Raw genomic sequence first — 20,054 nt, 5'->3', positions numbered from 1 at the left:
AACAGGGATGGGTGGTTGAAGACCTTCAACGGCCCAGCGAATCGGGCAGCGGAAAGCCGGTAATCCGCTTGGCGCGCGGCGGTGCATAGGTGCGCACCTTGGAGGTCTTGAGGCCCAGGCGCACCAGCGATTCGGCAATCGTCACCGCTGCAGCCACGCCATCGACCACGGGCACGCCGGTGCGGCTGCGCACCTTGTCTTCGAGCTCGGCCATGCCGCCGCAGCCCAGGCAGATCACCTCGGCATGGTCTTCTTCAACAGCCTTGGCCGCCTGCTGCACGATGGCATCAACCGCGCGCTCGGGCTGGCTCTCCAGCTCCAGCACGGCCATGCCGCTGGCGCGCACCGAGGCGCAGCGCGCATCCAGACCGGCCAGCTTGAGCCGGTCTTCGATCAGCGGCACGGCCCGGTCCAGGGTGGTGACCACGGCGTATTTGTGGCCCAGGAACATCGCCGTCGATGCCGCTGCCTCGGTGATGTCCACCACCGGCACTTCCAGCAGCTCTTGCAGGCCTTCGCGGCCATGCTCGCCGTAGCCGGCCTGGATGACGGCATCAAAGGGCTGGTCATAGCGCATGACCGCATCCATCACCCCGACAGCGCAGAGGTAGCTCTCAAAATTGCCCTCCACCGACTCGGCGCCAAAACGCGGGGTGAGGGCGACGATCTCGGTGCCCGGGGCCGCTGCCCGGCGCGCCTGGGCGCCAATGGCCTCGGTCATGCTCTCGGTGGTGTTGACGTTCACGATCAGAATGCGCATGCAAAAAACTCCGTCTCAATGTTGGGCATGGTTCACGGCAATGGCCTCGCCGTCCTGGTCTTCGTAGTGCTGGCCCTTGGGGGTCAGCAGCCAGTAGAACAGGCCGCCGAGCCCGGCTGCAATGAACCAGGAGAAATGGGACACCGACTCCAGCGCCGGCAGAAAGGCGAACAGCAGCGCAATCAGCGCCGAGGGCACCAGGGCCTGGATGGCGCGGCGGTTGACGCCGTTGTGGTAATGGTAAGGGCCACGGTGGTCATCGCTGTACAGTGCAGGCACATGCACGCGCTCCTTGCGGATCAGCCAGTAGTCGGCCATCACGATACCGAACAGCGGGCCCAGGAAGGAGCCCAGGCCACCGAGGAAATACAGGATCACCAGCGGCGAATCGTAGAGGTTCCACGGCAGGATCACAAAGCCCAGGATGGCGCTGACCAGCGCCGCGCGGCGGAAGTTGAGCTGGCGCGGCAGCAGGTTGGCCAGCGCCAGCGCAGGGGCGACAAAGTTGGCCATCAGGTTCACGGCGATGGTCAGGATCAGCAGCGACAGGCTGGCCAGGATCAGCAGCGGCTTGTTGGGGATCTTCTCGACGATGTCGGTGGGGCTGAGGATCAGGGTGCCGTCGATGGCCAGTTGGCCGCCGGTCAGCACGACGACGATCAGGCCGAAGATCAGCATGTTGATGGGGATGCCCCAGAAGTTGCCCTTGACCACGGCGCTGCGCGAGGTGGCGCCCCGGGTGAAGTCACAGAAATTGAGCACAAAGGTGCCGTAGATGGCGACCCACAGCGAGGCCGCACCCATGATCTGCACCCACATCGCCCCACCGGTGCTGGGCTGGGGCGCCGTCCACTGGATCCTGCCGCCCGAGCTGTACAGCACCCAGCCGGCCAGCGCGATGAAGGTCACCAGAATCACCGGGCCGGCAAAGGCCTCGTACTTGCGGATGCTCTCCATGCCCCAGCAGGCAATCATCGTCTGCACCACCCACAGCAGGCTGAAGCTGATCCAGCCCAGCACCGGCAGGCCCAGCACCTGGTGCGCCAGCAGCGCCTGTAGGCTGGGGAAGAGGGTGATCAGCAGCACATCGAGCACCTTGGAGGCCAGGTAGGTCTGGATGCCGAACCAGGCAATCGCAACGCCGCCCCGGATCAGCGCCGGGATCTGCGCGCCCCGCGTGCCAAAGCTGATGCGGCTCATCACTGGAAAGGGCACGCCCGTCTTGGGGCCCATGAAGCCCGACAAGGTCAGCAGCACAAACAGCAGTGCGGCGCCCATCATCAGCGCCGTCAGAATCTGCCAGCCGCCCAGGCCCAGCGCAAACAGGCCGATGGCAAAGGCATAGTTGCCCAGGCTGTGCACATCATTGGCCCACAGCGTGAACAGGCTGTAAGCGCCCCAGGACCGGCTGTCTTTCCGGGTGGGTGCCAGGTCCTTGTTGTAGAGCGAGGGGCATACACCGGCGGGCAAATCGGTGGTGGCTGCGGGCCGCTGCTGGGCGGGGTTGAAGGCAAAGCCTGCGTTCTGGTCTGCTGCAAGATCGGTCATTGACATCCTTGGATCGGGCGCATCCAGGTGCGCCTTAGTAACGGCCTGGCGGCCTGATTTGTCTCGTCATGTGCGCGGGTCCATGCATGGCATGTGCAGCAGAGAAGCGGGGCCTCAATGGCTATGCTTTGTGTGCACATATGCATACATTAAGTGTATACAAAGCGTCCAAAAATGAACTAGGGCCAACCCTGAAAGGGCGCCGTTGCTGTTGCCTGGGAGACGCGTTTACCGGCGCTGCCAGAGAGCGCATCGGCGCAGCGCGAGTACATGAGGTTGCTCTTGTTTCGGCCTGTAGCTATCGGCCGTTTCGCTGCACCAACGCTTAGGCACCAGGCAGAAATGCGATCCATTTCTAAAGAGCCTGGCGCCTCTGGGGCCATGCGCTGCAACGCGCTGCGCAAGGTTTAGACTGCGGGCTCCCTTGGGGAGTAGCCTGCTTCCGCGCTGGAAGCGTCTGCGTCAACATACTCGGCATGACCCATGCTGTGGCGCAGACATCCGTTCTTCGGTTGGCGAGACCATCGGCATGCCAGCACGACCTCGGTCGGGCAGTGGTGGCATGCCGTTGTGCTCATGCCCGACTGTCCCAGAAGAACCTCCGATGAATGCTGCTTCCATTTCCCTGTTGGCGCTTGCCATGTCTACCGATGCCTTTGCCGCCGCAATTGGCAAAGGCTCTGCCCTTGTCAAACCCCGTTGGTCCGAGGCACTGCGCACCGGCCTGATCTTTGGTGTCATCGAAGCCATCACCCCGCTGGTAGGCTGGGCGCTGGGCTATGCCGCCGCCGATTATGTGAAGGCCTGGGACCACTGGATTGCCTTTGTGCTGCTGCTGGTGCTGGGTGGCCGCATGGTGCTGGGCGCTTTCAAAAGTGCCGATGAACCCGGGATGGGCCGCCCGGCGCGCCATGGCTTCTGGCTGCTGGTCGCCACCGGCTTTGCCACCAGCATTGATGCGATGGCGGTAGGCGTGGGCCTGGCTTTCCTGGATGTGAACATCACCGTGGTCGCGCTGAGCATCGGCTTTGCGACCTTTGCGATGGTGACCTTGGGGGTGATGGTGGGCCGTGTGCTGGGCCATATCACCGGCCGCTGGGCAGAGGCGGTGGGTGGCGTGGTGCTGATCGCGATTGGCTCGCTGATTCTGTACGAGCACCTGGTGGCGGTATAAAAGCAGGCCCTCTGCGGTTGCCACGGCAGAGGGCTTTGGTGTGCGGCCCTGTAGGAGGACGGCGCCAGACAAAACAAAGCCCCGCAGAGCGGGGCTAAAGTGAGAGAGATCAGTGAGCCTGCAATCGCTGCGGGTGCCGGGTTTTCAGTTCTGGCTCAACCGCTGGCAAGCTTCGCTGGTATCAGAAGCGGGCAGGAGCACGCTTACGGTCACGTTCGTCTTCAGGCCAAATAGCAAACACTTCAGTCATTTCAGTCCTTTCACCTTTCTGGTGTAGATGCGTGTACAACGGGCCGCGCGCTGAAGTGGTTGACAAGGCCTGCATAAAGTTTTGTGAACAACCTCCAACAAAACGTAGAAATCACCGTTTTACGGGGCTTGAGACGGCATTGCATTGTGAAATCGCTATGATTTGCCACCGAATTTGGATAGGGAGTGCGTAATGGCTGGTGCTGGTTTATTGATGTTGCTCGATGATATTGCGACCTTGCTTGACGATGTGGCGCTGATGACCAAGACGGCTGCGGGCAAGAGCACGGCCATCCTGGACGATGTGGCCACGCAGACCAAGGTGGCGGTGCAAAAGACGGCGGGGGTGCTGGGCGATGATCTGGCGCTGAACGCCGAGCAGGTGACCGGCGTCAGGGCCAACCGGGAGTTGCCGGTGGTCTGGGCGGTGGCCAAAGGCTCACTGAAGAACAAGGCCATTCTGGTGCCGGCAGCGTTGCTGATCAGCGCTTTTGCGCCCTGGCTGATCACGCCGCTGTTGATGATTGGCGGCGCTTTCCTGTGTTTTGAGGGGGTGGAGAAGGTGCTCAGCCTGTTCCACAAGCCCAAGCACACCCATGACGCCGTCAAGGAGTCAGAGCAGGCTGCACAAATGGGTGTAGCCCCTTCGTCGGTCAAAGCCGCCAACGAGAAGAACATGGACCCGGTGGCCTATGAAAAGGCCAAGGTGGCGGGTGCCGTCCGGACCGATTTCATTCTGTCGGCCGAGATCATGGCGATTGCGCTGGGCACCGTCGCCAGCAAGCCGATTGCCGAGCAGTTGGTGGTGTTGGTCGCTGTGGCGCTGGCGATCACCGTGTTTGTCTACGGCCTGGTGGCCGGTATTGTGCGCATGGACGATGTGGGCATGTGGCTGATGCGCAAGACCAGTGCCGCCGCAAAGGCGTTTGGCCGGGGCCTGATCGCTTTTACGCCCTGGCTGATGCGCGGCTTGTCGATTGTGGGTACGGCTGCGATGTTCATGGTGGGCGGCAGCTTGCTGGTGCATGGCATCGGCCCGATCGAGCACTGGCTGCAGAGCACCGTGACCCCGATGGGCGGTGTGGTGGCCCTGCTGGCACCGACGCTGGTGCACGTGGCCGTCGGCGCGGCCATTGGTGGCCTGGTGGTGCTGGCGGTGGAGGCCTGGCACAAGTTGCGCAGGCACTGATCAGCAGCAGCGCCACATCGTTGGGATGCGGCTGCAGTAAAGACCTCAAGGCGGCATCGCAACAGCGGGCCGCCTTTTTTCATGGCTTGTTTTGTCTCGTTGATCTGGGTCAGGGCCGCCTGGCGCGCAGAGGAAGAAGATGCAGGGCATGGACAGCAGGCAGATCTGCCACCCACCTATCCGGCGCTTGGCGCTGGCCGGGCATGCAGATGCTGGCTCGTTTCAGCTACTTTTCAATCCATGCGAGCAAGATCGCAGCGAGGGCAATGATGATGAAAAAAATGATGTTGGCAGCGGCGGCTGTATGTGCAATGGCGTCGGGCGCCGCGATGGCGCAGGAGGCGCAAAGCCCCTGGCAAGTGCGTTTGCGTGCGGTGCACCTGGACAGCGCCAACAAGGACTCCACCGGCCTGGGTCTGTCGATCAATGACAAGACCATTCCCGAAGTGGATGTGACCTACTTCTTCACGCCCAATATCGCGGCCGAGCTGGTGCTGACCTACCCGCAAAAGCACGACCTGCGCTCTGACGGCGCCAAGATCGGCACGCTCAAGCACCTGCCGCCCAGCCTGCTGGCGCAGTACCACTTCACCAACATGGGCGCGTTCAAGCCCTATCTGGGCGCTGGTGTGAACTACACGCGCTTCTCGAACGTGAACTTTGCACCGGCGGTTGAGGCCGCGCTCGATCCATCGATCAAGAAGAACAGCTTTGGCGCCGCACTGCAGATCGGCTTTGACTACATGCTCGACAAGAACTGGTCGATCAACGTGGATGTGAAGAAGGTCTACATCAAGACCGATGTGCGCTCGGCGGGCACCAAGGTGGGGACCTTCAAGGTCGATCCTTGGCTGCTGGGTGTCGGTGTGGGCTACCGCTTCTAAACAGGTTCTGAAGCCGTCGACGGATCAAAGAGCACTGTGATTGAGCCGCTTGTTGCAAGCGGCTCTTTTTTTGCGTGCGACGGCCCCTCAGACCTTGGCCAGCGCCTGCTCCAGATCGGCCAGCAGGTCATCGACATGCTCGATGCCGACGGACAGACGCACCATGCCTTCGCTGACGCCGGCCTTCTCCAGCTCGCCACTGTCGAGCTGGCGGTGGGTGGTCGAGGCCGGGTGCGTGGCCAGTGATTTGGCATCGCCAATATTGACCAGGCGCGTGAACAGCTGCAAAGCATCCAGAAAGCGGGCGCCTGCGGCACGGCCTTCGCCGTCGGCGGCCTGGAGGCTGAACGACAAAATACCCGAGGCGCGGCCGCCCGACTGCTTTTGCAGAATGGCATGGTCCGGGTGGTCTGGCAGGCCCGCATAGCGCACCCAGGCGACCTTGGGGTGCTTTTGCAGGGTCTCGGCAATCTTCTGGGTGTTCTGGCAAATGCGGTCCATGCGCAGCGCCAAGGTTTCGATGCCTTGCAGGATCTGAAACGCGTTCTGCGGCGAGATGGCCGCGCCCATATTGCGCAGCGGCACCACGCGCGCGCGGCCGATGTAGGCCGCAGGGCCCAGCGCTTCGGTATAGACCACGCCGTGGTAGCTCACATCGGGTTCGTTGAGGCGCTTGAAGCGCGCCTTGTGCTCCGCCCAGGGGAAGGTGCCGCTGTCGACGATGGCGCCGCCGACGCTGGTGCCATGGCCGCCGAGGTATTTGGTGAGCGAGTGCACGACGATGTCAGCGCCATGCTCGATGGGGCGCAGCAGGTAGGGCGATGGCACGGTGTTGTCGACGATCAGCGGCACGCCATGGCGGTGGGCCACATCGGCCAGCGCGCGGATGTCGGTGACATTGCCCAGCGGGTTGCCGATGGACTCGATGAACACGGCCTTGGTCTTGTCGTCGATCAGTGCGCCAAAGCTGGCCGGGTCGCGCGGATCGGCAAAGCGCACCTCGATGCCTTGCTGCGGAAAGGTGTGGGCAAACAGGTTGTAGGTGCCGCCATACAAGGTGCTGGCCGAGACGATGTTGTCGCCCGCTTCGGCCAAGGTCTGGATGGCTGCGGTGATCGCTGCCATGCCCGAGGCCAGTGCCAGCGCGGCAATGCCGCCTTCGAGCGCCGCCACGCGCTTTTCCAGCACATCGGTGGTCGGGTTCATGATGCGGGTGTAGATATTGCCCGGCACCTTCAGGTCAAACAGGTCGGCGCCATGCTGCGCGCTGTCAAAGGCGTAGGCCACCGTTTGGTAGATGGGCACGGCCGCAGCCTTGGTGGTCGGGTCGGGCGAATAGCCTGCGTGAACGGCCAATGTCTCGATGCGCATGGTGTTGGAATCCTTTTTGTGGGCAGAAATATGCCTCCCGGTTGTAGCAGTTTTGTGCGGCAGACCAACGATTTTTTGGGTATGAGCTTATGAGCGCTCAGCGCCATCAACACGCTCAGAGCCAGGTATTGACCGCCAGCCCGCCCAGCACCAGCCAGACAAACAGCACCAGCCCCAGCAGCAAGGGCTTGATGCCCGCAGCCCGCACGGCGCGCACATGGGTGGTGAGCCCCAGGCCGGCCATCGCCATCGTCAGCAAGGCGTTGTCCCACTGCACACCGATGGCGAGCGCCTGCGCAGGGATGACGCCCAGCGAATGGATGCCCGCGACTGCGACAAAGCCCAACGCAAACCAGGGAATGGTGATCTGGCGGGCCTGCACGGCGCCACCGGCTGCCGGCTGCCGGACCGCTGCAGCGCTGCCAGGGCGCCTGGCCAGCCACAGCGACAGCGCGATCAGAAACGGGGCCAGCATCATCACCCGCACCATCTTGGCGACCACGGCAGTATCGGCCGCGCTGCTGCTGACGGCGCCGCCAGCCGCCACGACCTGGGCGACCTCGTGCACCGTCGAGCCGACCCAGAGGCCATAGCCGGCCTCGGTCATCTGCAGACTGGGTGCGAGCCATTGGTAGAGCACGGGGTACAGAAAGGTGCCCACCGTGCCAAAGACCACCACGGTGGCAATCGCGACCGCCACATCATCGGCACGTGCCTTGGCCACCGGAGCCGTGGCCAGCACGGCCGCTGCGCCGCAGATGGCGCTGCCTGCGCCCACCAGCATGCTGGTGCGTGCATCCAGCCCCAGCCAGCGCCGGCCCAGCCATTGCGCCAGCACAAAGGTGCTGATGAGCATCAGCGCATCGATCAGCACTCCGGCCAGGCCCACGGCGGCGATGTCCTGGAAAGTCAGGCGCAGGCCATAGAGGATGATGCCCAGGCGCAGCAGCTGCTGCTTGGACAGCCCGACCCCCGCTGCCGCCGGCGCCTGTACCGCGCCATAGACGGTATTGCCCACCAGCATGCCGATGACGATGGCCACCGTGAGCGCGCTCAGCCCATGGCTGCTAAACCAGGGCAGTGCCGCCAGCCCGCTGGCCAGCCAGGCGATGGCCGCGCACAGCAGCAGGCCGGGCGCCAGGCGTCTGGCGGTATCGAGCCCGTGGCCGTGGCGCAGCCGGGGGAGGGGGAGGTGGGCGAGTGACATGGGCGGTTCCAGAGGCCCTGGCAGGGCCGGAAGCGGCAGGCTGCTGGGCGGTATGGGGTCACTATAGAAATTATTCTTATATCTGTATAACGGATTGTTTGATTAAGTTCTATCGATAAAATAGGTAGATATTGTTCCATCAACCCAAGCACCTTGGGTGCCATCACCATGCTCCATCTCAGCCTGCGCCAGTGGGAGGTTTTCTGCGCCATTGCCCATAGCGGCAGTACCGTCGCTGCGGCGCGGACCATTGGCCTGTCGCAGTCGGCGGTCAGCGCCGCCCTGCAGCAGCTGGAGGCAGGCCTGGGCGCGCAGCTGTTTGCGCGTAGCGGCAAGCGCCTGGTGCTCAACGACCTGGGCCGCAGCCTGTGGCTGCAAGCACAGGCCTTGCTGGAGCTGGCCTTGCAGCTGGAGCAGGCCACCCAGCACAGCGAGCCCATGGCGCCCGTGGTGCTGCGGCTGGCGGCCAGCACCACCATTGCCAACCATGTGCTGCCGGCTATCCTGGCGGACTTCATGCAGCGCTATGCCCAGGTGCAGTTTGAGGTGGTGATCGGCAATACCCGCGAGGTGGCCGAGGCGGTCAGCGAGGCCAGTGTGGACCTGGGCTTTATCGAAGGGGTGAGCCACTGGCCGGCACTGGAGGTCCAGCCCTGGCGCGAGGATGAGCTGGTGCTGATTGCCGCGCCTGGCCATGCGCTGGTGGCGGCAGCAGGCCACGGCCCTGTCAGCGCGCAGCAGCTGGGCGCCTGCCGCTGGTTGTTGCGTGAGGAGGGGTCGGGCACGCGCGAGGCGGTGGAGTTCAGCGTGCTCTCCCAGTTGCGGGAATGGCCGATTGCGGCGGTGCTGGGCAGCTCGGAGGCGATCTGCACCGCCGTTGCGCGGGGGGCGGGCATCAGTTGCCTGTCGCGGGTGATTGCCCAGCCCTGGATCGACCGGGGCGAGCTGGCCGTGTTGCACAGCCTGTTGCCGCCGATGCGGCGGCAGTTCTCGCTGTTGCAGCGCCAGGGCAAGCAGCGCTCACCGGTATTGCAGGCGCTGGTGCAGGCCTGTGAGGACGCTGCCTGAGCGCTGTTCAACGGACGTGGTGCTTTTCCAGCTTGCGGGCCAGGGTGCGGCGGTGCATGCCCAGGCGGCGTGCGGTTTCGGAGATGTTGAAGCCGGTCTCGGCCAGGGTCTCGTGGATCTTCTCCCACTCCAGTGTCTTGATCGAGGTCGTGGCGGCGGTCAGGTCGACCTCGGTGCTGCCTTCGACCCGGCTGAAGGCCGCTTCGATGTCATCGGTGTTGGACGGTTTGGCCAGGTAGTGGCAGGCGCCGAGCTTGATGGCTTCGACCGCGGTGGCAATGCTGGCGTAGCCGGTCAGCACGACGATCAGCGCATCGGGGTTTTGCGCATGCAGCAGCTGCACGCAGGACAGGCCCGAGGCATGGCCGGCCAGCTTCAGGTCCATCACCGCGTACTGCGGGCGCTCGGTCTGCAGCAGTTGGGCCACCTCGTCAGCGCTGCTGGCATGCAGCACGCGGTAGCCCCGGCGCTCAAAGGAGCGGCGCAGCGTGCGGGCAAAAGCGGCATCGTCTTCAACCAGGAGTAGCAGGCGTTCTTGGGTGGAGGTCATGGTGTGGTTCATCATCCAGGGCAATGGAGGCCAGCGGCAGGCTGATGCGTACAGCTGCACCGCCGCCCAGGTGCTGCTCGCGGTTGCGGGCCTCGACATGGCCGCCCAGCGAGCGGGCCACATTCATCACCAGAAAGAGGCCCAGGCCACCGCCAGGGCGTTGTTTGGTCGACTGGTAGGGCTTGCCCAGATGGGCCAGGATCTCGCTCTTGAAACCCGGGCCGCTGTCGGTCACCTGCAGCACCAGCTGGGCGTCGTCCTGCGCGGGGCATTCCACCACCAGCTGGACAAAGTCGGACGAGGCCTCCAGTGCATTGTCCAGCACATTGAAAATCATCTGTTGCAACGAGGTATCCGAGATGATGGGAACGTCGCGTGCCACCTGCTTGCGGTAGACAAAATTGCCGGGCTGGCGGTGGCTTTGCCACTGCGCCACCACGCGGTCCATGAAGGTGACCAGGGTGGTGGTCTCGGGCGCGTCGCCGCGCGTCTCGCCGGCCGACAGCAGCACGCCGGTGACGATGGATTTGCAGCGCTGCACTTGGTGCTCCATCTCGTGCAGGTCCTCCATCAGCTCGCCGTCTTGCGCGATCGAGGGCATGCGCTGCCAGTCGCCCAGAATCACCGCCAGGGTCGACAGCGGCGTGCCCAGCTCATGGGCTGCGCCGCTGGCCAGCAGGCCCATGCGCACGATGTGCTCTTCCTCGGCGGCGCGCTGGCGCAGGTCCGCCAGGCGCGTATCGCGCAGCTGCAGGTTGGACATGATGCGGTTGATGAACGAGACCAGCAAGATCGCATTGAGCCCGAAGCTGATCAGCAGCCCCAGCAGGTACAGCGAATGCATCGCGCCGCTGCGGTGGCTCATGATCTGCAGCGGCTGGTAGAAAAAGGCCAGCGCCACCGCGCAGCAGCCGGTGACCACCACAATGCCCCAGGCATAGAAGGGCTTGAGCAGTACCGCCCCCAGCGTGACCTGCAGCAGGAACAACGTGATGAAGGGGTTGTTGGCGCCGCCGCTGAGGTAGAGCTGCAGGCTCAGCGCACCGACATCGGCGAGCAGTGCCACGAACAGATCGCTCGACGAGATATCGTGCTGGCGCCAGCGCAGCCACCAGATGCAGATCAGGTTGGTGATGACCAGCCCGGCCAGCACGGCCAGCATCTCGTACAGCGGCAGGTAGATGTCAAAGCCCCAGCGGACCAGCGAGATGGTGACCACCTGCCCCACCACGGCCAGCCAGCGCAGCTGGATCAGCAGCTGCATGTTCTGGCGGTCGGTGGTGTGGGTGACCTGAAAAGGGGAGGGGATGGACAGTGGCACCGTGCGATTGTGCCGCAGTCGGCAGGCCTTGCGCCTGCCAGTGTTACCAGCGCCGCCAGGCGCCGGTAAGTCTGAGGGTGATTAACGCGCGCGCTTGCGTTTGCGCAGCACCAGCCAGGTCGCGCCTGCCACCATCAGCGCCAGGCCGTACCAGGTCAGCGCATAGACCAGGTGGTTGTTGACAAAGCGCACCTGCGTGAGACCGGCGCGTGGCCATTGCTGGCTTTGCAGGTCGCTGGCGCTGCTGCGCTTTTGCTCGCCCACCAGCTCGGCGCTGCCATCGGGCAGGCCTTCGTCGATGAAGAAGGGGGCCACCTGCGTCAGGCCCTGGGCCTGTGCGATGGCCTGCACATCGCGGGAGAACCAGCGCTGGGATTGCGGGTCGTTGTCACGCAGAAAGCCGCCCTTGGGCTCGGTGGCGCGCAGCAGGCCCGTCACGCGGACCTCGCCCGTTGGCGTAGCAGCTGCCAGCTGCGGGCCGCCTGCCCAGTCACGGCGCAAGGTATCGGGCACAAAGCCCCGGTTGACCAGCACCTGGCTGCCATCGGCCTGCTGCAAAGGGGTCAGCACCCAAAAGCCCGAGCCCAGCGCGGTGGCGGCCTGGGTCAGCACGGTCTTGTCGGTCAGCCACTGGCCTTGCAGGCTGCTGGGCTGGTATTCCACCGCCTTGGCATCGAGCTGGGACCAGCTGGCCGGGGCGGGCAGCGCTTGGGGCGCGCTGTGCACCCGGCGCTCGACCCGTTCGATCAGGTCCAGCTTCCACTGCAGGCGGTAGACCTGCCAGGTGCCCAAGGCGATAAAGCCCAAGAACAAGGCGATGCCCACGGTCGCGAGCATCGCCTGAAAAAGTGCGGAATGCCGGGGCAGACCCGGTGCATTCCGTTGCGTTTCGTTGGTCAAAACAGCTTAGTGGTTGGTGTGGCCTTCGCCGGCAGGTTGCTGCGGGTTCACGACCGTGGGGCTGTGGTTGTGGCCCGGCATCATGTTGGTGTTCATGTGGTACATGACCCACAAGGTACCAGCCAGGGTCACGGCCACGAACACGATGGTGAAGATCGTGGACATCAGGGTCCAGCCGCCTTCGACCTTGCCGTTCATGTGCAGGAAATAGATCATGTGCACGATGATCTGCACGACTGCGAAGAAGGCGATCACGACTACGGTGGTGGTGCGGTTCTCAAACACATCGCCCATGACCACGGCAAAGGGGATGGCCGTCAGGATGATCGACAGGAAAAAGCCGATCATGTAGCCCGAGAAGGTGCTGTGCGGGCCGTCGTCATGACCGTGGTGGTCGTCATGGCCGTGTGCAGCGTGGTGGTGTTGTGCGCTCATTTACAGCACTCCGATCAGATAAACGAAGGAGAAGACGCCGATCCAGACCACGTCCAAGAAGTGCCAGAACATCGACAGGCACATCAGGCGGCGGTTGTTCTCACGGGTCAGGCCGTGCTTGCCAATTTGCAGCAGCAGCACCACCAGCCACACCAGACCGAAGGTCACGTGCAGACCGTGGGTGCCCACCAGTGCAAAGAAGGCCGACATCGCAGCGCTGCTTTGCGGGCCAGCGCCCTCATGGATCAGGTGGTGGAACTCATACAGTTCCACGCCCAGGAAGCCCGCACCGAACAGGCCAGTGATGATCAGCCAGACAACGGTGCCCTTGACCGAGCCCTTTTGCTTGGCCAGCATCGCAAAGCCGAAGGTGATGGACGAGAACAGCAGCAATGCCGTGTTGATGGCCACCAGGCTCAGGTCGAACAGCTCGGCACCACCGGCGCCGCCGGCATAGTTGCGGCCCAGCGCGCCGTAGGTGGCGAAGAGGGCTGCAAAGATCAGGCAGTCGCTCATCAGGTAGAGCCAGAAGCCCAGAGCGGTGCCATTTTCAACATGCGGCTCTTCCTTGAGGAAGTAGTCGCGGTTCAGGGCGCCGGGCGCCCCGGCGAGTGTGTTGTGATTAGACATGGCGGGCCAACAGTTGGGTACGTTCTTCTTCGGTGGCTGCTACCTGCGTTGCAGGGATGTAGTAGTCACGCTTGTAGTTGAAGGTGTGGATGATCGAGGCCAACACGATGCCGGCAAAGCTCAGACCCGCCAGCCACCACATGTGCCAGATCATGGCAAAGCCGAAGACCAGGGCGATCATCGAGATCACGAAGCCGGCGCCGGTGTTCTTGGGCATGTGGATTTCCACGAAACCGTCGAGCTTACGCTTGAAGCCGTGCTTCTTCATGTCCCACCAGGCGTCGCTGTCATGCACCGCTGGCGTGAAGGCGAAGTTGTACTGAGGAGGAGGCGAAGAGGTCGCCCATTCCAGCGTACGGCCGTTCCAGCAGTCACCGGTCACGTCACGCAGCTGGTCGCGCTTGAGGTAGCTGACGAACAACTGGATGAAGAAGCAGGCGATACCCAGAGCGATCAGCACGGCGCCGAACGCAGCGATGATGAACCAGATCTGCAGCGAGGTGTCTTCGTAGTGGTTGACGCGGCGGGTCACACCCATCAGGCCCAGCACGTACAGCGGGGTGAAGGCCACCCAGAAACCGACGAACCAGAACCAGAACGAGGCCTTGCCCCAGAACTCGTCGAGGCGGTAGCCAAAGGCCTTGGGGTACCAGTAGTTGATACCGGCAAACACGGCAAACACCACGCCACCAATGATCACGTTGTGGAAGTGGGCGATCAGGAACAGCGAGTTGTGCAGCACGAAGTCAGCAGGCGGCACGGCCAGCAGCACACCAGTCATACCACCGATGGTGAAGGTCAGCATGAAGCCCACGGTCCACAGCATGGGCACGGTGAACTTGATGCGGCCACGGTACATCGTGAACAGCCAGTTGAAGATCTTGGCGCCGGTCGGGATCGAAATGATCATCGTCGTGATGCCGAAGAACGAGTTCACGCTGGCACCGGACCCCATCGTGAAGAAGTGGTGCAGCCACACCAGCCAGGACAGGATGGTGATACAGACGGTCGCATACACCATCGAGGTGTAGCCGAACAGGCGCTTGCGCGAGAAGGTGGCGACGATTTCGGAGAACACGCCGAACGCAGGCAGGATCAGGATGTAGACCTCAGGGTGGCCCCAGATCCAGATCAGGTTCACGTACAGCATGGGGTTGCCGCCCAGCTCGTTGGTGAAGAAGTTGGTGCCGACGTAGCGGTCCAGGGTCATCAGCACCAGCACGGCGGTCAGGATCGGGAACGAGGCCACGATCAGCGCGTTGGTGCACAGCGAGGTCCAGGTGAAGATAGGCATCTTCATCAGGTTCATGCCAGGTGCGCGCATCTTGATGATGGTCACGATCAGGTTGATACCGGACAAGGTCGTCCCGACACCGGCAATCTGCAGCGCCCAGATGTAGTAATCCAGACCGACGCCCGGGTGGTACTCGCCCAGACCCGACAGTGCCAGCCAGCCCAGGGTGGAGAACTCACCGACGAACAGCGAGGCCATCACCAGTACGGCACCGGAGGTGGTCATCCAGAAGCTGAAGTTGTTCAGGAACGGGAAGGCCACGTCACGCGCACCGATTTGCAGCGGCACCAGGTAGTTCATCAGGCCGGTCACAAAAGGCATGGCCACGAAGAAGATCATGATCACGCCGTGGGCGGTGAAGATCTGGTCGTAGTGGTGCGGAGGCAGGTAGCCCATCGATTCACCGGCAGCCAGCGCCTGCTGGCCACGCATCATGATCGCATCGGCAAAGCCGCGCAGGAACATGACCAGGCCGAGGATCATGTACATGATCCCGATGTTCTTGTGGTCGATGGAGCAGATCCAGTTCTTCCACAGCGGACCCCAAAGCTTGAACTTGGTGATACCGGCGAAGACGACGAGGCCGCCCAGGACCACGGCAATGAAGGTCCACAACACGATGGGCTCATGCACCATCGGTATGTCATTCCATGTCAGCCGCCCGAGGAGCGGGTCATGGCTTACGTTTGTAGCTACGGACATATTGAGTCTCTTTGAAAATTCTCGATGGGGTTACTGCGCCACGGGGGTGCCAGGCGCCTGCTCGCCCAGGGAGGCGACCACCGCAGGGGCGTTGGCCACCGTGCACACGTCGTCTTCAGGGATCAGCGAAACACTCTTGCCTGCAGCTGCACGGGCCTTGATGTTGGCCATGGCATCCTTGGCCATGATCTCGTCCATGCACATCTTGCCGGCTTCAACGCAGCGGTTGAGCACGGCGTGGTACAGGGTGTTGTCAACGGTGCCGAACAAACGGACCGGATCGCGCTCGCTGGGCTTTTCCAGCTTCACGTATTCGGCGCGGTCCAAGGTAGCGCCTTCGGTCTTGGCCTTTTGCACCCAGGCGTCGAAATCGCCATTGCTCAGGCCATGGAACTTGAAGGTCATACCGGCAAAACCCGAGCCGCTGTAGTGCGAGCTCATGCCCTTGTACACACCGGGCTTGTTGATCACGGCGTTCAGCTGCGTCTGCATCGAAGGCATGGCATAAATCATGCCTGCCAGGTCAGGGACGTAGAAAGCATTCATCGTCGTGGTCGCCGTCAGCTTGAAGCGGATGGGGCGGTCGACAGGTGCAGCCAGCTCGTTGACGGTCGCAATGCCTTGCTCAGGGTAGATGAAGAGCCACTTCCAGTCCATCGCCACCACTTCCACTTCGAGCGGCTTGACGTCAGCGGCCAGAGGGCGGTTGGCGTCAATGCGGTCCAGGGGGCGGTAGGGATCGAGCTTGTGGGTGTAGATCCAGGTGAGCGCGCCCAGCGCGATGATGATCAACAGCGGTACCGACCAGATCACCAGCTCCAGCACCGTGGAGTGGTGCCATTCGGGATCGTAGTCCGCCGGCTCATTGCTTTCGCGGTACTTGAACGCGAAGAGCAGGATCAGCACGATCACCGGAACGATGATGATCAGCATCAGCAACGTGGCGATGATCACCAGATTGCCGGACTGCGCCGCCACGTCTCCCGCAGGGTTGAGGACAACGGTATTACAGCCTGCAAGGCTGGCGGCAACCAGTAACGCCGCAACGAGCCGTGAAGGCCCGCGAAGTTTTTTGAGATCAGGCATGCGAAAGGGCACGGCAAGCGCGCTTAGGTATAAACATGGATTGCAAAATCCCCCCAAATGTAAATGCTAGAGGCAGGCCTGTCGATTGGACATTTTGTCCTACGCCCTCTCAGAAAGTACCCAGCTAGGCTCCTGGTGAAGGTACGGTCTCAGCAGGCCGGTAACAGCTTGAGGAAGGAGCTTTTGTATGAGTAGTCTCGGTTACACAGCATCTCCTGTCGGCGGCACCCCCGGTGCTGATCCCCATTCCCGTGCCCATTCTGACGAAGATGTAACACCTGGCGAGATCGCGGTCGGCGTTATTATCGGCCGTTCGTCGGAGTACTTTGACTTTTTCGTATTTGGTATAGCGGCCGTCTTGGTCTTTCCAAGCGTTTTCTTCCCCAATTTCTCTCAGCTGAACGGCACTTTGCTGTCGTTTGCGGTCTTTGCAATCGCCTTCATTGCCCGACCGGTGGGCACTGCGATTTCGATGGCTATCCAGCGCCGCTGGGGCCGGGCCGCCAAAATGACCGTGGCTTTGTTCCTGCTCGGTGTCTCCACGGTCGGCATCGCCTTTTTACCCGGGTATGACGTGCTGGGCCGTACGGCCATCTGGCTGCTGGCGCTGTTTCGCTTTGCCCAGGGGCTGGCGCTGGGCGGCTCCTGGGACGGGCTGCCATCGCTGCTGGCGATGAATGCCCCCAGCAACCGCCGCGGCTGGTACGCGATGATTGGGCAGCTGGGTGCGCCGCTGGGCTTTGTGCTGGCGGCCGGTCTGTTTGCCTACCTGTACAGCGCGCTGTCGAAGGCCGAGTTCCTCAGCTTCGGCTGGCGCTATCCGTTCTATGTCGCCTTTGCGGTGAACGTGGTGGCCTTGTTTGCGCGGCTGCAGCTGGTGCTGGGCCAGACCTACACCCAGGCCATGCAGGAGCGGGAGCTGGAGCCTGTCAGCGTCACCCGCCTGATCGATGAGGAAGGCAGCCACGTGGCCATCGGTGCGTTTGCCGCGCTGGCCAGCTTTGCGCTGTTCCATCTGGTCACGGTGTTTCCGCTGTCCTGGATTTCGCTGTACTCCCAGCAGCCCATCACGCATGTGCTGGGCGTGCAGATACTGGGCGCCTTCTGTGCGGCACTGGCGATTGTGGCCTCGGGCACGCTGGCAGACCGCTTTGGCAGGCGCAATACCTTGGGTGCGATGGCCGTGTTGATTGCGCTGTTCAGCCTGGCCACACCGAAGCTGCTGTCCAGCGGCGTCACCGGTAACAACATCTTCATCATTGTCGGCTTTGTGCTGCTGGGCCTGTCCTACGGCCAGTCCTCGGGCACGGTCACTGCCAATTTCTCCGCCCGTTACCGCTACACCGGGGCCGCGCTGTCCACCGACATGGCCTGGCTGGTGGGTGCTGCGTTTGCACCGCTGGTGGCGCTGGGGCTGTCGGCCAAGTTCGGCCTGATCGCCGTCTGCCTGTACCTGCTGTCGGGTGCCATCTGTACGTTGGCTGCGCTGGGGATCAATCGCGCGCTGGAGTCGCGCGAGAGCGCCGAGTCCGGCGCGTGACCGGTTTTATCAAGGGACTGCCCATTGCGGGTAGCCAGGCCAAGGATTGACCTCGGTGCCTGGACCTTGGTGAAAATAAAGCTGCAGAGCGAAGCTCTTGCAGCTTTTTTTATGGGCGCGGGCCAGCAGCAGCGATCAGCTGCGCACCACCGCAGGCCGGGTGCGGTAGAACTGCATCGGAAACTCCTGCATCTCCTTGGCATGCTGGTTGATCACCGAGCGCTTCATCTTGCCCACCACATGCATCTCGCAGGGCTTGCAGTCAAAGCGCAGGGTCAGCTTTTCCTTGCCATTGATCAGCTGCAGCGGCTCGGCCTTGATGGTGCCCTTGACGCCGATGACACCCTTGGCCTGCTTGGGGCAGAGGCTCATTGAGAAGCGCACGCAGTGCTTGGTGATCATCAGCGAGACTTCGCCTTCCTCTTCCTTGCTCTCGTAGGCCGCGTCGATCACCTTGACGCCATGCTTCACATAGAAGTCATGCGCCTTCTGGTTGAACACGTTGGACAGGTAGGTCAAGGTGTCTTCCGGGAAGGGTACCGGTGGCTCCACCGGCAGCGCGCGCGGCAGGCGCACAAAGCCGGCCTCGCGGGCCGCTTCCAGCGCGGCCACCGCATCGCGGCGCAGCTGGTTCAGCGCCGAAGCCGGAATGAACCAGGGCTGGTCCAGCTGCAGGCTGATGTCATGCACCGAGAAGATCGTTGCGCCAAAACGGCCGAGCTGGTCGCGCAAGGTCGCCTCGGCCCGTTCGCTGTCGGTGGCGGGCTGGTGCGGCTGCACCAGGCTGGCGCTGCCGACAAAGCCGTCCTCGTCGGTCAGGGTCAGTGCAAAGCCGTCCGGGGTCTGGTTGAGCTGGGCCCACAGGCCAATGCGGCGCTCGCTGGATTTCTTGTCCAGCGTGCGCACCCAGGCCATGTCGCGGTTGCGGTTCACTTCCAGGCCCTTGCGCAGGTCCTTGAAGCCGGCGATCGGGTCCTTGGGGAATACGCGCCACAGCGATTTCTTCGCATCCACCGATTCGGCGCGGTTGATCTGCATGCCGACCAGCTCTTTTTGCAGGTCGTAGTAGCACAGGCCATCGCCGTTGTGCAGCACGGTGTCGCGGCTGGAGGCTTCGAGCTCAACAAAGTTCTCGCCCACCTTGGTGACCCAGCCGATCGCACGGCCCGGCGTCTTGGGGGTGTCAAAGGCGCCGATATCGTCCTTGCGGCCATTGACGAAGTAGTCGGTGAACTCGCGGTTGAAGTTCTGGTCCGGGTCGGGCGTGAAGCTGAAGCTGGTGCGCCCCGAAGACGAGCGCGCCAGTGGCGCATCCGAGAATTCGCGCTCTTCGATGATCTCGTCGAGCAGCTTGCGGTAGTGGGCGGTGATGTTCTTCACATAGCCCATGTCCTTGTAGCGCCCCTCGATCTTGAAGCTGCGCACACCGGCATCGATCAGCGCGCGCAGGTTGTCGCTCTGGTTGTTGTCCTTCATCGACAGCACATGCTTTTCATGCGCAATGATGCGGCCCTGGGCGTCCAGCACCTCATAGGGCAGGCGGCAGGCCTGGTTGCAATCGCCCCGGTTGGCGCTGCGGCCCGTGTGGGCGTGGGTGATGTAGCACTGGCCCGAATAGGCCACGCACAAGGCGCCATGGACAAAGAATTCTATCGTCGTGCGCGCCGGGTCGGTCGCGGCACGCACGGCGGCAATCTGTTTCAGATCCAGCTCACGCGCCACCACGAGCTGCGACAGGCCGGCATCCTGCAGAAAGCGGGCTTTCTCGGGCGTGCGGATATCGCTCTGGGTGGAGGCATGCAGCTGGATCGGGGGCAGGTCCAGCTCCAGCAGGCCCATGTCCTGGATGATCAGCGCATCGGCGCCGGCCTCATACACCTGCCAGGCCATCTGGCGCGCGCCTTCGAGCTCATCATCGCGCAGGATGGTGTTGAGCGTGATGAAGATGCGGCTGCCAAAGCGGTGCGCGTGGTTGATCAGGCGCTCCAGGTCGCGGATGTCATTGCCCGCCGTGGCGCGTGCGCCAAAGGCCGGACCTCCGATATAGACGGCATCGGCGCCATGGTTGATGGCTTCCATACCGATATCGGCATCACGGGCCGGGGAGAGCAGTTCGAGCTGGTGTGGCAGGAGGGACATAGGGGCC

17 protein-coding genes and 1 riboswitch are annotated in these 20,054 nt (G+C 63.0%); of the genes, 5 read left to right on the top strand and 12 right to left on the bottom strand.

Annotated elements, in window-relative coordinates; genetic code table 11:
- Positions 1-25: 25 nt before the first annotated feature.
- Together MJ205_RS12265 and MJ205_RS12260 are read right to left on the bottom strand one after the other, a co-directional pair.
- Positions 26-760 (bottom strand): aspartate/glutamate racemase family protein, encoded by a 735-nt coding sequence (locus MJ205_RS12265; RefSeq protein ID WP_021027627.1) that lies wholly within the window; start codon positions 758-760, stop codon positions 26-28.
- A gap of 15 nt (positions 761-775) precedes the next feature.
- The gene (locus MJ205_RS12260) at positions 776-2,308 is read right to left on the bottom strand and encodes an NCS1 family nucleobase:cation symporter-1 (RefSeq protein WP_239808732.1); all 1,533 of its coding nucleotides are present in this window, start codon (positions 2,306-2,308) and stop codon (positions 776-778) included.
- Between the two features lie 419 nt (positions 2,309-2,727).
- Positions 2,728-2,893: riboswitch (yybP-ykoY riboswitch) on the top strand.
- Positions 2,894-2,912: 19 nt separating this feature from the next.
- Here MJ205_RS12260 and mntP point away from each other — a divergent pair.
- The 3 genes from mntP (at position 2,913) to MJ205_RS12245 (ending at position 5,804) form a co-directional block, all read left to right on the top strand.
- Positions 2,913-3,482 (top strand): manganese efflux pump MntP, encoded by a 570-nt coding sequence (gene mntP / locus MJ205_RS12255; protein ID WP_239808731.1) that lies wholly within the window; start codon positions 2,913-2,915, stop codon positions 3,480-3,482.
- Between the two features lie 442 nt (positions 3,483-3,924).
- Positions 3,925-4,920, top strand: coding sequence for a DUF808 domain-containing protein (locus tag MJ205_RS12250; RefSeq protein WP_239808730.1), 996 nt, complete (start codon positions 3,925-3,927; stop codon positions 4,918-4,920).
- 272 nt (positions 4,921-5,192) lie between these two features.
- Entirely contained in the window at positions 5,193-5,804 is a 612-nt protein-coding gene (locus MJ205_RS12245; RefSeq protein WP_230773008.1) for an OmpW/AlkL family protein, read from the top strand.
- Between the two features lie 87 nt (positions 5,805-5,891).
- On the opposite strand, the gene MJ205_RS12240 is transcribed toward MJ205_RS12245, so the two are convergent.
- Together MJ205_RS12240 and MJ205_RS12235 are read right to left on the bottom strand one after the other, a co-directional pair.
- Positions 5,892-7,175, bottom strand: a complete 1,284-nt coding sequence (locus MJ205_RS12240; protein WP_239808729.1) for an O-acetylhomoserine aminocarboxypropyltransferase/cysteine synthase family protein — start codon at positions 7,173-7,175, stop codon at positions 5,892-5,894.
- Between the two features lie 115 nt (positions 7,176-7,290).
- On the bottom strand, positions 7,291-8,382 hold the full coding sequence (locus MJ205_RS12235; RefSeq protein ID WP_239808728.1) for a YeiH family protein: 1,092 nt from the start codon (positions 8,380-8,382) through the stop codon (positions 7,291-7,293).
- A gap of 168 nt (positions 8,383-8,550) precedes the next feature.
- Here MJ205_RS12235 and MJ205_RS12230 point away from each other — a divergent pair, with 168 nt between their 5' ends.
- A complete protein-coding gene (locus MJ205_RS12230) occupies positions 8,551-9,450 on the top strand; it encodes a LysR family transcriptional regulator (protein WP_239808727.1) in 900 nt (299 codons plus the stop codon).
- Between the two features lie 7 nt (positions 9,451-9,457).
- On the opposite strand, the gene MJ205_RS12225 is transcribed toward MJ205_RS12230, so the two are convergent.
- From MJ205_RS12225 to cyoA, 7 genes are all read right to left on the bottom strand, one after another.
- On the bottom strand, positions 9,458-10,000 hold the full coding sequence (locus MJ205_RS12225) for a response regulator transcription factor (protein ID WP_239808726.1): 543 nt from the start codon (positions 9,998-10,000) through the stop codon (positions 9,458-9,460).
- Positions 9,963-11,321, bottom strand: a complete 1,359-nt coding sequence (locus tag MJ205_RS12220; RefSeq protein ID WP_239808725.1) for an ATP-binding protein — start codon at positions 11,319-11,321, stop codon at positions 9,963-9,965. Before MJ205_RS12220 ends, MJ205_RS12225 begins: the two co-directional genes overlap by 38 nt.
- Positions 11,322-11,402: 81 nt before the next feature.
- Positions 11,403-12,158 carry an SURF1 family protein gene (locus MJ205_RS12215; RefSeq protein WP_239812733.1) on the bottom strand — a complete coding sequence of 252 codons (756 nt, stop codon included), beginning with the start codon at positions 12,156-12,158 and terminating at the stop codon, positions 11,403-11,405.
- Between the two features lie 69 nt (positions 12,159-12,227).
- Positions 12,228-12,656 (bottom strand): cytochrome o ubiquinol oxidase subunit IV, encoded by a 429-nt coding sequence (gene cyoD, locus MJ205_RS12210; protein ID WP_239808724.1) that lies wholly within the window; start codon positions 12,654-12,656, stop codon positions 12,228-12,230.
- Positions 12,657-13,286, bottom strand: coding sequence for a cytochrome o ubiquinol oxidase subunit III (gene cyoC / locus MJ205_RS12205; protein WP_239808723.1), 630 nt, complete (start codon positions 13,284-13,286; stop codon positions 12,657-12,659).
- Positions 13,279-15,282 carry a cytochrome o ubiquinol oxidase subunit I gene (gene cyoB / locus MJ205_RS12200; protein ID WP_256460929.1) on the bottom strand — a complete coding sequence of 668 codons (2,004 nt, stop codon included), beginning with the start codon at positions 15,280-15,282 and terminating at the stop codon, positions 13,279-13,281. The genes cyoC and cyoB overlap by 8 nt, the downstream gene beginning before the upstream one ends.
- A 30-nt stretch (positions 15,283-15,312) precedes the next feature.
- A complete protein-coding gene (cyoA, locus tag MJ205_RS12195) occupies positions 15,313-16,368 on the bottom strand; it encodes a ubiquinol oxidase subunit II (RefSeq protein ID WP_239808722.1) in 1,056 nt (351 codons plus the stop codon).
- 187 nt (positions 16,369-16,555) lie between these two features.
- On the opposite strand from cyoA, the gene MJ205_RS12190 reads away from it, so the two are divergent.
- On the top strand, positions 16,556-17,908 hold the full coding sequence (locus MJ205_RS12190; RefSeq protein WP_239808721.1) for an MFS transporter: 1,353 nt from the start codon (positions 16,556-16,558) through the stop codon (positions 17,906-17,908).
- Between the two features lie 135 nt (positions 17,909-18,043).
- On the opposite strand, the gene MJ205_RS12185 is transcribed toward MJ205_RS12190, so the two are convergent.
- On the bottom strand, positions 18,044-20,047 hold the full coding sequence (locus MJ205_RS12185; protein WP_239808720.1) for a peptidase U32 family protein: 2,004 nt from the start codon (positions 20,045-20,047) through the stop codon (positions 18,044-18,046).
- Positions 20,048-20,054 lie beyond the last annotated feature (7 nt).

Origin of the sequence: Comamonas sp. B21-038 (assembly GCF_022387135.1) — a bacterium.
Classification (GTDB): Bacteria; Pseudomonadota; Gammaproteobacteria; order Burkholderiales; family Burkholderiaceae_C; genus Comamonas; species Comamonas sediminis.
This window is presented reverse-complemented; position numbering and strand designations above follow the sequence as displayed.